Source organism: Curtobacterium aurantiacum (genome assembly GCF_018598555.1).
GTDB classification, from domain to species: Bacteria; Actinomycetota; Actinomycetes; order Actinomycetales; family Microbacteriaceae; genus Curtobacterium; species Curtobacterium aurantiacum.
Genome location: NZ_JAHEWN010000003.1, coordinates 199507 through 212848, shown reverse-complemented (window position 1 = coordinate 212848; position 13342 = coordinate 199507). Strand labels below are relative to the sequence as shown.

The 13342-nt window shown below is 72.1% G+C and carries 13 protein-coding genes and 1 pseudogene; 8 read left to right on the top strand and 6 right to left on the bottom strand.

What is annotated here, in order from left to right; genetic code table 11:
• Positions 1 to 5: 5 nt before the first annotated feature.
• The 7 genes from KK087_RS04605 to KK087_RS04575 all read left to right on the top strand — a co-directional run bounded on the left by KK087_RS04605 (position 6) and on the right by KK087_RS04575 (position 8584).
• Entirely contained in the window at positions 6 to 1691 is a 1686-nt protein-coding gene (locus tag KK087_RS04605) for a bifunctional 3'-5' exonuclease/DNA polymerase (RefSeq protein WP_214564342.1), read from the top strand.
• Positions 1692 to 1808: 117 nt separating this feature from the next.
• Positions 1809 to 2270: a hypothetical protein gene (locus tag KK087_RS04600; protein ID WP_214564341.1), complete on the top strand. Its 462-nt coding sequence runs from the start codon at positions 1809 to 1811 to the stop codon at positions 2268 to 2270.
• Positions 2271 to 2316: 46 nt separating this feature from the next.
• Entirely contained in the window at positions 2317 to 3135 is an 819-nt protein-coding gene (locus tag KK087_RS04595; protein ID WP_214543410.1) for a phosphatase PAP2 family protein, read from the top strand.
• Between the two features lie 123 nt (positions 3136 to 3258).
• A complete protein-coding gene (locus KK087_RS04590; RefSeq protein ID WP_214564340.1) occupies positions 3259 to 4842 on the top strand; it encodes a serine/threonine-protein kinase in 1584 nt (527 codons plus the stop codon).
• Between the two features lie 46 nt (positions 4843 to 4888).
• Complete coding sequence (locus tag KK087_RS04585) at positions 4889 to 8041, top strand: GH92 family glycosyl hydrolase (RefSeq protein ID WP_307859976.1); 3153 nt, start codon at positions 4889 to 4891, stop codon at positions 8039 to 8041.
• Between the two features lie 34 nt (positions 8042 to 8075).
• Positions 8076 to 8312, top strand: coding sequence for a hypothetical protein (locus KK087_RS04580; protein WP_214564339.1), 237 nt, complete (start codon positions 8076 to 8078; stop codon positions 8310 to 8312).
• 59 nt (positions 8313 to 8371) lie between these two features.
• On the top strand, positions 8372 to 8584 hold the full coding sequence (locus KK087_RS04575) for a hypothetical protein (protein WP_214531008.1): 213 nt from the start codon (positions 8372 to 8374) through the stop codon (positions 8582 to 8584).
• A 446-nt stretch (positions 8585 to 9030) separates the two neighbouring features.
• On the opposite strand, the gene KK087_RS04570 is transcribed toward KK087_RS04575, so the two are convergent.
• The 5 genes and pseudogenes from KK087_RS04570 to KK087_RS17250 form a co-directional block, all read right to left on the bottom strand.
• A complete protein-coding gene (locus KK087_RS04570) occupies positions 9031 to 9171 on the bottom strand; it encodes a hypothetical protein (RefSeq protein ID WP_214564338.1) in 141 nt (46 codons plus the stop codon).
• A 386-nt stretch (positions 9172 to 9557) separates the two neighbouring features.
• Positions 9558 to 10496, bottom strand: a complete 939-nt coding sequence (locus KK087_RS04565) for an aldo/keto reductase (protein ID WP_214564337.1) — start codon at positions 10494 to 10496, stop codon at positions 9558 to 9560.
• Positions 10497 to 10547: 51 nt separating this feature from the next.
• A complete protein-coding gene (locus KK087_RS04560; RefSeq protein ID WP_214564336.1) occupies positions 10548 to 11168 on the bottom strand; it encodes a CG0192-related protein in 621 nt (206 codons plus the stop codon).
• Positions 11169 to 11217: 49 nt separating this feature from the next.
• Positions 11218 to 11439 carry an SDR family oxidoreductase gene (locus tag KK087_RS17255; RefSeq protein ID WP_307859987.1) on the bottom strand — a complete coding sequence of 74 codons (222 nt, stop codon included), beginning with the start codon at positions 11437 to 11439 and terminating at the stop codon, positions 11218 to 11220.
• 167 nt (positions 11440 to 11606) lie between these two features.
• Positions 11607 to 12032 (bottom strand): annotated as a pseudogene (locus tag KK087_RS17250) (SDR family NAD(P)-dependent oxidoreductase); the annotation flags it as partial.
• 34 nt (positions 12033 to 12066) lie between these two features.
• On the opposite strand from KK087_RS17250, the gene KK087_RS04550 reads away from it, so the two are divergent.
• The gene (locus KK087_RS04550) at positions 12067 to 12879 is read left to right on the top strand and encodes a putative RNA methyltransferase (protein ID WP_214564335.1); all 813 of its coding nucleotides are present in this window, start codon (positions 12067 to 12069) and stop codon (positions 12877 to 12879) included.
• Positions 12880 to 12898: 19 nt separating this feature from the next.
• On the opposite strand, the gene KK087_RS04545 is transcribed toward KK087_RS04550, so the two are convergent.
• A complete protein-coding gene (locus tag KK087_RS04545; RefSeq protein WP_214543403.1) occupies positions 12899 to 13318 on the bottom strand; it encodes a VOC family protein in 420 nt (139 codons plus the stop codon).
• Positions 13319 to 13342 lie beyond the last annotated feature (24 nt).

Sequence of the window (13342 nt, the reverse complement as noted above, 5' to 3'; positions counted from 1 at the left end):
GTGTCGTGCACCTCGTCCTCCGCCGCGTCGACGGCGGCGTCCTCGCGACGCCCCTGACCGACGCGGGGACCGCCGGGGGCGAGTCGATCCGCCTGGCCGAGTCGGGCCTCCCGGCCTTCGTCGCGGCGCACGACGCACCGAGCGTGCGCTGGGTGTGGGACGACACCGCGCGCTGGTACCCGGCCGTGCTGGCCGCGGGCGGTCGGGTCGGTCGCTGCGTCGACCTGCGGCTCGGTCGTCGCGTGTTGCGTGCTGCGCTCGCAGCACGGGGGTCCGCGCTGGCCGTGGCACCCGCCGACACCCTCGACGCACCCGTCGCGGAGGCCCGGGTCGTCCGGCCGACGCAGGCCCAGCTCTTCGACGACGCCCTGTTCACCGCCTCCGTGCCGGACGACGAAGTCGACCCGGTCGCGGAGTTCCGGGCGCAGCTCGCCGCGGTCGCCGGGTCGACCGCCCCCGGCGCGCTCCGCCTGCTGCTCACCGCCGAGTCCGCAGGGGCCCTCGTCGCGGCCGAGATGCTGCACGCCGGACTGCCGTGGCGCGCCGACGTGCACGAGCGCCTGCTCGAGGACGCCCTCGGACCGCGCGTGCCCTACGGCGTCCGGCCGCGTCGCCTCGAGGAGATCGCCGCCGTCGTGCGCGAGCGCCTCGACGACCCCGGGCTCAACCCGGACTCGCCCGCCGACGTCCTGAAGGCGCTCCGCCGGGTCGGCCTGATGGTCACCAGCACCCGGAAGTGGGAGCTGCAGGAGATCGAGCACCCCGTCATCGAGCCGTTGCTCGAGTACAAGCGGCTGGCACGGCTGCTCACCGCCAACGGTTGGACCTGGCTCGACGACTGGATCCGCGACGGCCGGTTCCACCCGAAGTACGTCGTCGGTGGCGTCGTCACCGGGCGCTGGGCGGCCGACGGTGGGGGAGCGATGCAGTTGCCGAAGGGCATCCGCGGGGCGGTCATCGCCGACCCCGGGTGGAAGCTCGTCGTGGCGGACGCCGCGCAGCTGGAGCCCCGGGTGCTCGCCGCGATGTCCGGCGACCGGGCGATGGCGGCGGCCGGCGACGGGCGCGACCTGTACGACGGCGTGGTTGCCTCGGGAGCGGTCGAGACCCGGCAGCAGGCGAAGGTGGCGATGCTCGGCGCGATGTACGGGGCGACCCAGGGCGAGGGGGGTCGGCTCGTGCCGCGCCTGGTCCGGGCGTTCCCGCAGGCGCTCGACATGGTGGAACGGGCGGCGCGTGCGGGGGAGCGCGGCGAACCCGTGACGACGCTGCTCGGGCGGACGTCGCCGGTGCCCGACGACTCGTGGTTCGAGGCGCGGAACCAGGCGTACACGGTCGAGGGCACACCGGCGATGCAGCGTGCGGTCGAGTCCCGTGCCCGGAGCTGGGGGCGGTTCACCCGGAACTTCGTGGTGCAGGGGACCGCGGCGGAGTGGGCGCTCGCGTGGATGGGGTCCCTGCGGTCACGGTTGCTCGCGCGGTTCCCCGGCGCGGTGACGGACGGGCCGCACCTGGTGTTCTTCGTGCACGACGAGATCGTGGTGCACGCCCCGGCGGAGCATGCCGAGTGGGTGGCGCAGCAGATCCGGGAGGCCGCGGTCGATGCCGGACGGCTGTTGTTCCAGGACTTCCCGGTGACGTTCCCGCTGTCGGTCGGGGTGGTGGGGGCGTACTCGGAGGCGAAGGACTGAGGTAGCCGGGGCTCACGGGCCGCCGAGTTGTGCCACTGAAACACCTATGTCAGTGTTCGGCGATGGCTGTTGGCCGGTGCTCTCCCTCCGAGCGCCCAGAAACGATCGGACAGATCGATGCGTGTCCTCTCGTGGCAGCGGTTCGACATCGGGCTGCGGCTCGTCCTCTGCAGTGGCCCTGCGCTGATCTGCGTGTTCTCCCTGGCCGAGTTCCCGGAAGCGAGCGGCTGGTGGATGCTGGGCATCGGGACCGCGTCGATCGTGCTGATGCTCAGCACCCCGGCAGTCGGCATCATCGCGACCCGTAACGCCCTCTGGCTCGTCGCGGCGCCGTTCTGGGGCGTCCGGGTCAAGATCGGCGACATCGCCTCCGTAGCGAGCGCGGACGTGCGACCGATGGAGGACTTCGGTGGGTGGGGCATCAAGGGCAGGAGCCGCCGCGGTGGTCTGCTCCTGGCAGCGGACGGCCAGCGCGCCGTACGCATCGCTCGGCTGAACGGACAGGTCTTCCTCGCCACCTCCGATGCTGCCGACGGTGTGGCCAGCGCGATCGGTCGCATGGTCGCTCGGCGGTCGTAGCCACGCGGCCGGGACAGCTCCCGGCGGCTTCGGGCAGGGTGGACGGATGCACACCGAACACGGGGACGCCGCCGACCGCACCGTCGGCGAAGTCGACCTGACCCGCTGGCGCTCCCGTGCCGGCCGCAGTGTCGCCGGTGCGTGGACCGCGCTCGGCAAGCGCTTCGGGGCCATGCCGCTCCTGCTGTTGACGCTCGCCATCGGGCTGGGTGTCGCCGTCCTCGCCACGTGGATCGCCTCCGAGGTCTACGACGCCGTCCGTGAAGCCGACGACGTCGCGGTGCTCGACCGACCCGTCCTCGACTGGGCGCTCACACTCCGATCACCCACGGCGGACACCCTCGTCACCTGGTGGACCGACATCGCGGGGACGATCGGGATGCCGATCGTCGCGCTCGGGTTCCTGGTCGGCTTCACGATCCAGCGCCGTGCATGGACGCCGCTGGTGCTCCTGGTCGCCGCGAGCGGTGGTTCGCTGCTCATGACGATCGCGGGAAAGGACCTGATCGGTCGCGCCCGGCCGCCGCTGTCCGACGCGGTACCGCCGTACGAGACGTCGCCGTCGTTCCCGTCGGGGCACACGCTCAACTCCACGGTGATCGTGGGCACCATCGTGTACCTGCTGCTCCTGCGGCAGTCGCGCGTCGTCACCCGGGTGTGGACGATCGTCGTGGGCACCCTGTTCGTGCTGTCGGTCGGGGCGTCGCGGGTGTTCCTCGGGCACCACTGGCTGACCGACGTGCTGGCGGCGTGGGCGCTCGGGCTCGCCTGGCTCGCCCTCGTGATCACGGCGCACCGGTTGTACCTGACGGCGCTTCACCGCGGTGCCGAGCCCGCGCCGGACGTCGACCGCATCACTTCGTGAGCAGAAGAAGTCGGGTCGTTCGGCCGCACCCGACATCTTCTGCTCACGAAGTCGCCAAGCCCCGCCCCGCGCACCCGGCCCAACGGCAGAGCGCCGTCAGCCGCGACCGGTAGGTTGCCGGGCATGGAAGAACGGGTCTTCGGCGGCAGGTACCGCGTCACGGGCACGCTCGGACACGGTGGCATGGCGTCCGTGTACCGGGCGGTCGACGAGCAGCTCGGTCGCGAGGTCGCGGTCAAGGTGTTCCGCATCGGCCCCGTCGACCGCGGTGAGCGCGCCCGCGCCGAGGCGGAGATCCAGACCCTCGCGACGCTGCGTGCCCCGGAACTCGTCACGCTCTACGACGCCGCACTCGACGACGTCGACGGTGACTCGTACCTCGTCATGGAGCTCGTGCCGGGCAGTGACCTCGCCACCCGTCTGCGCGAAGGGCCCCTCGACCCCGCGACCGCCGCCCGCCTGGGTGCGCAGGTCGCCGACGGCCTGGCCGCGGTGCACGCGCAGGGGATCGTCCACCGTGACGTGAAGCCCGCGAACGTGCTGCTCGAGAGCGACGGCCGGCACGTCAAGCTCGCCGACTTCGGGATCGCCCTGCTCCGTGACGCCTCACGCGTGACGGGGACGGGGACCGTGATGGGGACGGCCGCGTACCTGGCCCCGGAGCAGGTCCTGGCGAAGGAGATCACCGGCAAGGCCGACGTCTACTCGCTCGGGCTCGTGCTGCTCGAGTGCATGACCGGTCGTCAGCCGTTCCCGGGCAGCGCCGTCGAGTCGGCCACCGCTCGGCTCACCCGTTCGCCCGAGATCGACCGGCAGCTGCCCACGGCCTGGCGCACCCTGCTGCACGTGATGACGGCGCAGGACCCGGCGGAGCGACCGACGGCAGCCGAGGCCGCCGAGCGTCTGCGTGCCCTGGGCCGTGACGAGCCGACGAACGCCACGCAGCTCCTGCCCGGCACACCCGGCGTGGTGACGGCTGCGGCCGCCGGTGCCGCGGGTGCCGCAGTCGGGGCCGGTGCCGCAGCCGCCGCGAACGCCGACGACCGGACGCAGGCGATGCCGGCGAGCGAACTGCCGAACGGCGGCGTGCGCCCGGGCGACGACGCCACGCGGGTCCTCGACACCCAGCGGCCGAACCCCGCCGACGACGTCTCGACGACCGTCCTCGGTGCCCAGGCGAACGACCGCGGCGCATCGGGCCCGAGCGGGCCGACCCCGCCGCCGGCCCCGCCCGTCCGCCCGACGCCGAGCCGCGGGCCGCAGGACGAGCCGGAGAAGAAGAAGCGCGGGCCGCTCGTCGCCGCCATCGTCGTGATCGTCCTGGTGCTCATCGGCATCGGGGTCGCGGTGTTCGCCCTGAACGGCGACGACGACGGCACACCGGCCCCGACCGACACCACCTCGACCGCGCCGACCGAGCAGCAGCCGAGCGAGGACCCCGGCGAGGAGCAGCAGCCGAGCGAACCCGCCGAGCAGCAGCCGTCGCAGGAGCAGCAGCCCTCGCAGCCGGCCGAGGAACCGAGCGAGGAGCCGAGCGAACCGACCGAGCCGGAACAGCCCACGCAGGACCCGCCCGTCGGCCCCGAGCCGAGCGCCCCGGCGTCGAACCCCGTGCAGGAGCCGCAGGACGGCACCGGCGCGGTCGACACCTCGTCGGACACCGCTCCCGGCAAGTCCGGCAGCGCTCCAGGGAAGAACAAGGACTGACACGCCGGGGTTTTCGTCCAGTCCCTGGAGCAAATAGGCTCGGTCCGTGCGAGAACTGCAACGGAGCGGTGGTCCGACGACGGCCGTGGCGGCTCGGAACGGTGTCGGCTTCGACTGTGCAGAAGGTTGGCTCGTCGAACGACCGGCGGGCGTGTCCGTGGCCGAGGCGATCGTCCCCGGGTTCTCCGGTCGAACGATCGCGTCCGGTGACGAGCTCTCCTGGGTCTGGTTCCCCGAGCGGACCCTGCCCGACGGGGCATCGGAACCGACCGAAGCCGACCTGCCGCACTTCTGGGACGCCACCGCCTTCGCCGTCGACGTCGTCTTCACCGACGGCTCGCGGCTTCGTGACCACGTGGCGACCCGCGACCAGTACGGCGATGCGGTCACCCCGGACGCGCAGGACGCGGCCCGCAAGCAGTGGGTGGACCAGTGGAACCGTCGCGTGGTCGACCTCACGCCGTTCGCGGGGTTGGTCGTCGACCGCCTGGAGGCCCGGCTCGGCTCCGATGCACCGGCTACGGACGCCGACGGTGCGCGTCCGGCGCTGCGCGGCTGGCTCGACGCCGTCCGCATCGCCCCCGCGCGCCCGATCCCGACGACCCCGCTCGACCACGTCCGGACGACCCGCGGCACCCAGGCGTCCTCGCGGTTCTCCCGCGGGAACAACGCTCCGCTCGTCGGCGTCCCGCACGGTGGGGTGTTCGGCCTGCCGATGACGGACGCGTCGAGCAACCGCTGGCCGTACGCGTACCAGGAGCACGACCGGCTCGACGACCATGGACGACTCCGTCCTGCGATCCAGGCCTTCGCGACGAGCCACATCCCGTCGCCGTGGATGGGGGACCGCGGGGTGTTCCAGGTGATGCCCTCGCCGCTCGACACCCCCGACGTCGACCGGGCCGCCCGCGCGCTCGGGTTCGACCACGAGGACGAGCAGGACGGCCCGCACCGCTACCGCGTCGCCCTCGAGCACGGTGTGACCGCCGAGCTGACCGCGGGGGAGTTCGCCCTCGGGTTCCGGTTCACCGGCACCCGCAGCGTCGTGCTCGACCACCACGGCCGGGTCTCCGACGTCTCCGTGACGATCACCGACGGCACCGCCGTGGTCGAGGCGGTCCTCGACGACCGACCTGGCACGCCACCGCACCACGTGCACCTCCGGATCGCGGGGGTCACGGCCGACCACACGACGATCGGCGAGCACGAGCTGCGCGGCTGGCTGTCCGTCGGGGAGGCCGGGGGCACGGACGGTCCGGTCGACGTCCTGCTCGGCATCTCGACCGTCTCGATCGAGGACGCCCGCGCGAACCTCGACGTCGCCGGCTCGTTCGACGCCATGTGCTCCCGGGCCGAGGCGCTGTGGACGGAGAAGCTCGCGACGCTGACCTTCGACGGCGCGACACCCGACCAGCTGACGAGCCTGTACTCCGGCCTCTACCGGCTGTTCCTCTACCCGAACCGCGCCGGCGAGACCGCCCTGACCGGCACCCCGCGGCACCGCTCCCCGTACGGCGACGTGCTGGCGGAACCGATCCGCGACGAGCCCGGACCAGAGGTCGTGGAGGGCCCGTTCACCACCACGAACGGCTTCTGGGACACCTACCGCACGGCCTGGCCGCTCCTCGGACTCCTGACCCCCGAGACCGCTGGCGAGCTCGCGCAGGGCTTCGTCGAGCACCACCACGACGGCGGGTGGACGCCCCGCTGGAGTGCCCCGGGCGCCGAGGACTGCATGACCGGCACCACGAGCGACACCGTCTTCGCCGACCTCGCGGTGAAGGGCGTGCGCGGCTTCGACCTGGCCGAGGCGTACCGGAGCGCGGTGCGGAACGCGACCGTCCCGCCGCGTGACGAGCGCGTCGGACGCAAGGGGAGCCTCCCGGGCGCCTTCCGTGGCCACGTCGACACGGCGACCCACGAGGGGATGTCGTGGACCCTGGACGCGGCGATCAACGACTGGGGTCTGGCCGTCATGGCGGGCCTGCTGGCGTCACGGGCGCGGACGCCCGCCGACCTGTCGCGCTACGAGGCCGAGGCCGAGTGGTTCGCCCGCCGGTCCCTGCAGTACCGGCACGTCTTCGACTCCGAGCGCGGGTTCTTCATCGGGCGCGACCCCGACGGTTCGTGGCGGGTCGGCACCGAGTTCGACCCGCGTGACTGGGGTGACGACTACACGGAGACGAACGCGTGGGGCACCGCCTTCACGGCCCCGCACGACGGTGCCGGCGTCGTCGACCTGCACGGCGGCCCCGAGCGGTTCGACGCGGCGCTCGACGCGTTCTTCGCGACCCCCGAGACCGGCGCCCTGGCACGCTCCGGCTCGTACGGGTTCCCGATCCACGAGATGACCGAGGCCCGCGACGTCCGGATGGGCATGCTCGGGCTGTCGAACCAGCCCGCGCACCACATCCCCTTCTTCCCGATGTTCACGGGGCGGCACGACGACGCACACCGCATCGTCCGCGAATCGCTCGAGCGGCTGTTCGTCGGATCCGACCTCGGGCAGGGCTACCCGGGCGACGAGGACAACGGTGAGATGAGCGCCTGGTACGTCTTCGCCACCATCGGCCTGTACCCGCTGGCGCCGTCGACCGGTACCTACGTGCTCGTACCGCCGTCGGTCCGCAGGACGGTGCTGCGACAGCTGGGAGGAACGGAGACGGTCATCGAGATCGCCACCGGCTCCGCAGGCGCCTACGTGGCGTCGGTGACGGTCGACGGCTCGCCCTGGACGTCCGTCACCATCCCGCACAGCGTGGTCCTGGCCGCGTCGCGGGTCGAGTTCACCCTGTCCGACGAACCGCAGGGATGGGCCTCGGACACCCGCCCCGTCTCGGCCTCCGACGTGCACGGCTACCGGGACGCCCCGGTGGACGTCCTGCCCGTCGGGGTCTCGGCGCTCACCGACGACACCGGCCGCACCGTCACGGCGCTCGCCGTGGGGGAGTCCGTGTCCTTCGACGTGACGTGCCCCGCCGCCTCGCTGTACACCGTGACGGTCGCATCGCCGGGCTCCTACTCGTGGCAGGTCGCCCTCGACGACGCCGTCACCGCGGTCGACGGCGCCGAGTTCACGTGGGCCGGGCAGACCCGGGTGTTCCGGATCATCGGCGGTGGTTCGTCGTTCGTGTTCACCGCCGGGACGGACCTGCCGCTCACGCAGCTCGAACTCATCGCGGCCGACGGACAGCGTTGACCCGGCGTTCACCGAGCGGGAGCATGCTCGGCCCATGTCGATGAGCGCACCGTTCGATCCCGAACAGCAGGGCCGGTCCATCCCCGTGGACGGCAGTGACGAGTCCGAGCTCGAGATGGAGGAGGACCGCGGCGCCGACGTCGGCGACGACTCCGCCGACCCGAGTGTCTCGCCCGTCAGTCACCACGACGAGGACGAGGCCGGTGGCGGCCCGGTGTTCCGGCGTCCGCAGGTCGGTGAGCGCCTCCGGCCGGAGGACCTCGCCGACTGATCGGTACCGCAGGGCCTGTTCGGAGGCGACGCTCATGCGCGACCGGCATGCTCGTCGGCATGTCGATTGCGAACACGTTCGATCCGTCCGGTGGCCGTGCGATCCCGGAGGACCAGGTCCGCGAGGACGGGCTCGAACTCGACGAGGACCCGGCGATGCTGGGGATCTCGTTCGACGTCGTGGGTGGTGCTTCGGCCGATCCCGCCGGGGTGTCCCCGGTCGACGTGAACGTGCCGACGCCGCGGTCTGCGGACTCCGCCTCCGGCGACTAGCGCACGCCCGGTCGAATCGGGCGAGTGGCCCCACCTGGCCGGTAGTATTCCGGAATGGTACCGACGGCCTACGTGGACGAGTCCGAGCCCGGAGACGAACGTGACCCCGGCGCGTACATCCTCGGGGCGGTGACAGTTGCCGACAGCGATGCTGAGCGGTTCCGGGACTCGCTCTGCGCCATCAAGCCACGGTCGGCGCGGAAGCTGCACTGGTCCGAGAGTGACGCTCGGCACCGCACCGGGATCGTCGGGATGCTGTGCGACCATCCGTTCGAAGCCATCGGGGTCGTGAGCGTGACTGACCGATCCGTCCGGAGCGAGCGTCGTCGCCGTCTTGCTCTTGAGCACTTGATCTCGAACTCCGCGCGGGCGGTGTCGACCGAGTCGTCCTCGAATCTCGCGGGCCCTCGGACCGGAACGATCGCGCGCACCTCGACGCCCTGCGGTCACGCAAGTTGGTTCACGGGCTGGTGTTCGAGCACCTGCCGGGTGGCCGCGAGCCACTTCTCTGGGCGGCGGATGCGGTCTGCGGCGTGGTCGCGCTGGCCCGGCGAGGGGAAACGGCCTACCTCGAGCAGCTGGACCATGTGCTGAGCGTCCACGAGCACCGTCGGTGAACGCGCGAATCCCCGGGCCCCGCTATACCGCAGGATCTCCCGGGGATCACTTCCGCACCCACCTCGATGGGGCGACTGGTCTCAGTGTGACATATCAGGCGGGATGGCGGAAGGGTCGGAGACCCGGTACTTGAACCCGACGTGTGAGCCGGTGAAGCCGAGGCGCTCGTAGAACCGGTGCGCAACCTCGTGCGGCGCTGATCGGGTCGTCGGACAACAGCGCCATGAGTGCGTCGAGGTCCTCGTCCACGGCGTTCCGCAGCGTCAGTTCGCCGGAGCGTGTGGTCAGACGGACGGGCAGGGCGAGAGCGTGGAGCACGACCCCACCCTGCCCGAGTCGACCGGGCCGTTCCGGTTCAGGGAACGGTGTGTCCTGCCGCGGTGAAGATCCGGTACCACTCCTCGCGTGACAGCTCGACGTCCGAGCCGGCGGCCGAGTCCCGCACGCGCTGCGGGTTCGTCGTGCCGAGGACGACCTGGAAGTGCGCGGGGTGGCGGGTGATCCACGCGACCGCGATGCCGGTGGGGGTGACCCCGTGCGCGGTGGCGACCTCCTCGAGCACGTCGTTCAGCTCGGCGTACTGCTCACGGTCGCCCAGGAAGACGCCGTCGAAGAAGCCCTTCTGGAACGGCGACCAGGCCTGCAGGGTGATGTCGTTGATCCGCGAGTAGTTGAGGATGTCGTTGTCGCGATCGACCGACTGCTCGAGGCCACCCATGTTCGCTGTCAAGCCCTGCGAGATCACGTTGGCGTGCGTGATGCTCAGCTGCACCTGGTTGAACGCGAGCGGCTGGCGGACGTGCTTCTTGAGCAGGTCGACCTGGCCGGGGGTGTGGTTCGAGACGCCGAAGTGGTGCACCTTGCCGGCGGCGTGCAGCTCGTCGAAGGCCTTCGCGACCTCTTCCGGCTCGACCAGGGCGTCGGGGCGGTGCAGCAGCAGGACGTCGACGTACTCGGTCTGCAGCGCCTCGAGCGATTCGTGCACGGACTCGAGGATGTGCTCGTACGAGAAGTCGAAGTAGGCGCCCTTCGGCGTCGGCCGGATGCCGACCTTGGTCTGCAGCACGATCTCGGCGCGCTCCGCGGGCGACAGCGTGACAGCCGCGCCGAACCGCTCCTCGCAGCCGTGCCACTCGCCGTAGACCGCGGCGTGGTCGAACATGTTCACGCCCGCATCACGCGAGGCGCTGTAGAGCGAACGGATGTCCTCGTCGCTCATGTCGTTGATCCGCATCAGTCCGACGACGACGTCGGAGGCGGTGAGGTCCGTCTGTGGCAACTCCAGTGTCTTCACGCCGTCGATCCTGCCAGCCGAACCCCGGCACAGGCAGGCCCTGCCAGTACCTCAGGCGCGGTCGGGCACCAGGACGGCGAGCACCTCGGAGCGGTCGGCCCACGTACCGATGAGCGTCTCGCCCTCGGGCAGGGCCGTGCCGACGACCCGTGCGACGACGATCGTGCCGTGGTCGGTCGCGATCGAGGTCACCGCATCCGCAGTGGTCGCTCGCACCGAGGTGACGGTGTGGGAGTCCGGAGCGGAGCCGCTGCCGTGGGCCCAGGCGTCCTTCGACCGCCGTCCGGCACCGTTCGCCAGTTCGAGCTCGGCTTCGTGCCCGCCGGTGACGATCGCGCGGCGCAGGACGTCGGCGTGGACCGGATCGACCACGGCGTCGTACACCCACCGTCGTCCCAGCACGGAGTGGTCCATCTCGGTGACCAGGAACGCGTCGGCGCCGGGCAGTGGTGCATCCCGGTAGGTCAGTGGCGCCTGCAGGACCCGGCCGTCCTCGGTGCGGACGAGCAGCACCTCGATGCCGACCTCGCCGGCGGGGTCGTCGAAGCGGAACTGCCCGACGATCTCGAGCGCGGCTCCTGCGACGACGCCGCTCCACGCCTGGTCGGGGAGCCAGGCGGCGAGCGCCTCGGCCTTGGAGGGGCGGAGCGTTGCCTGCTCGATGACTGCCATGTCCTGACCGTACTGCCGCGCAGCACCCTGCCGTCGGCGCACCTCGAGGTCAGTGGACGGAGAACCCCCCGTCCACCGCGATGGCCTGTCCGGTGACGTAGGCCGACCCGGGTCCGGCGAGGAACACCGCCGCCGCGGCGAAGTCCGACGCGAGCCCGTTCCGCCCGACCAGCGTCCGCGCGGCGAGGGCCGCGACCGTCGCCGGGTCGGACCCGAGACGCTCGTTGAGTGGGGTGCGCACGAAACCGGGGACGAGGACGTTGGAGGTGATCCCCTGCGCGGACCAGGCCTCTGCCTGGGACCGGGCCAGCGCCTCTCCCCACCGGCACGGCCAGCCCGCCGCTGGCGCGTCGGTCCGGAACCGGCGGCGGGGCCCCGACCGGCCTTGGAGACCCCGTACGCGCCGCTGGCGGCGAAGGGGCGGTGGGCCTGCTGTGAACTGATCGACACGATCCGCCCGTACCCACGTGCCGCCATGCCGGGTGCGAGCCGCTGCCCGAGCACGAACGGTGCGTCGAGGTTGACGGCCATCGTGGCGTCCCAGGTGGCCTCGTCGAGTTCCGGCATCGGCGGCCGCAGGTTGATCCCGGCGGAGTTCACCAGCACGTCGACGTCTCCGGCGGCGTCCGCGAGTGCGTGTGCGCCAGCGCGGGAGGAGAGGTCCGCGACGATGCCCTCAGCCGAGCGGCCCGTCTGGCGGATGCCGGCGACGGTGGTGTCGATGGTCGCGGACGTCCGGGCGGCGACGAGGACGCGGGCACCCGCATCGGCGAGTGCGGTGGCGATCGCTCGACCGATGCCGGAGCTGCCTCCCGTCACGAGTGCGGTGCGGCCGTCGAGGCCGAAGAGCTGCTGCAGCGACATCCGGTCAGGCTACCGAGGCCCGTACGCTGGGCCGGTGCGTGACGACCTGCTGCCGATGCTCGCCTGCCCTGTGTGCGCCGAGCCCCTCGGCCGCGTCGACGGCGGCCAGGTCGGCTGCCCGAACGGTCACCGGTTCGACGAGGCGAAGCAGGGCCACCTGACGCTCCTGCCCGCGAAGCGGCGCGCACTCACCGCGGACACCCCGGAGATGGTTGACGCGCGGCTGCGGTTCCTGGGGCGCGGGCACTACGCGCCCGTCGAGCGGGCGCTCGCCGCGATCGTCGCGGACGCCACCGCGCCCGGCATCGTGCTCGATGTCGGTTCGGGCCCGGGGACCTACCTGGCGCATGCGCTGCGCGCGGCGGCCGGGAGGCTCGGGGTCGCGTTGGACTTGTCGGCCGTCGCGATCCGGCGTGCGGCACGCGTCCACGAGCGTGTGGGGGCCGTCGTCGGGGACGTGACCGAGCGCCTCCCGGTCGTCGACGGCGCTGCCGCCGTCCTGCTCGACGTCTTCGCACCCCGCAACCAGACGGAGTACGCCCGCGTCCTGCACCCGGACGGCGTGCTCGCGGTGGTGACCCCGCGGACCGGCCACCTGGCGGAGCTCGCCGAGGCGACGATCAGCGTGGACCCGGAGAAGGAGCGCCGGCTGCACGACTCCCTGACGCCGTCGTTCACGCTGCGGTCCTCCGAGGACCTGACGTGGACCATGGAGCTGTCGGCGGAGGACGTCCACGACGTGGTGCACATGGGGCCGAGCCACCACCACGTCGCAGCGGACACCGTGTTCGAGCCGGCGACGGTGACGGCCGCGGTGACCGTGTCGACGTGGACGCCGACCCGCTGACCGCGGCCGCCGGGACCGACTAGTCGCCAGCCGGGGCGACGTCGAGCTGCCAGACCACGCCGAAGCGGTCGCGCAGCTGCCCGGCCAACGGCGCCCAGGCCGAGGGCTCCAGGGGCTGCCGGACCTCGGCGCCGTCGGACAGTGCGGCCCAGTACCGCTCGATCTCGGCGGTGTCGTCGCCGTGCACGAACACGTAGAAGGCGTTCGATCCCTGGTCGTAGGGCTGCCCGGGCCAGACGTCGAAGGCCATGACGCGGAAGCCGGCGGCCGTGGAGACCTGACCGAACACGATCCGGTCCGCCCAGGCCGGGTCGTCCAGGGCACCCATCTGGCCGTATGTGGCGACGGTGACCTCGCCGCCGAAGACCGATGCGTAGAAGTCGAGCGCCGCGCGGGCGTCGCCGTCGAAGTTGAGGTGGGTTGTCGTTTCGATGCTCATGGGACGAGGATGTCGGGCAATGCG

Bases quoted from the DNA above. Each gene is read 5' to 3' on its own strand.
- KK087_RS04570 (WP_214564338.1), bottom strand. From the start codon at position 9,171: ATGGTCCAGCTGCTCGAGGTAGGCCGTTTCCCCTCGCCGGGCCAGCGC.
- KK087_RS04575 (WP_214531008.1), top strand. From the start codon at position 8,372: ATGTCGATTGCGAACACGTTCGATCCGTCCGGTGGCCGTGCGATCCCG.
- KK087_RS04580 (WP_214564339.1), top strand. From the start codon at position 8,076: ATGTCGATGAGCGCACCGTTCGATCCCGAACAGCAGGGCCGGTCCATC.
- KK087_RS04560 (WP_214564336.1), bottom strand. From the start codon at position 11,168: ATGGCAGTCATCGAGCAGGCAACGCTCCGCCCCTCCAAGGCCGAGGCG.
- KK087_RS04545 (WP_214543403.1), bottom strand. From the start codon at position 13,318: ATGAGCATCGAAACGACAACCCACCTCAACTTCGACGGCGACGCCCGC.
- KK087_RS04595 (WP_214543410.1), top strand. From the start codon at position 2,317: ATGCACACCGAACACGGGGACGCCGCCGACCGCACCGTCGGCGAAGTC.
- KK087_RS04600 (WP_214564341.1), top strand. From the start codon at position 1,809: ATGCGTGTCCTCTCGTGGCAGCGGTTCGACATCGGGCTGCGGCTCGTC.
- KK087_RS04590 (WP_214564340.1), top strand. From the start codon at position 3,259: ATGGAAGAACGGGTCTTCGGCGGCAGGTACCGCGTCACGGGCACGCTC.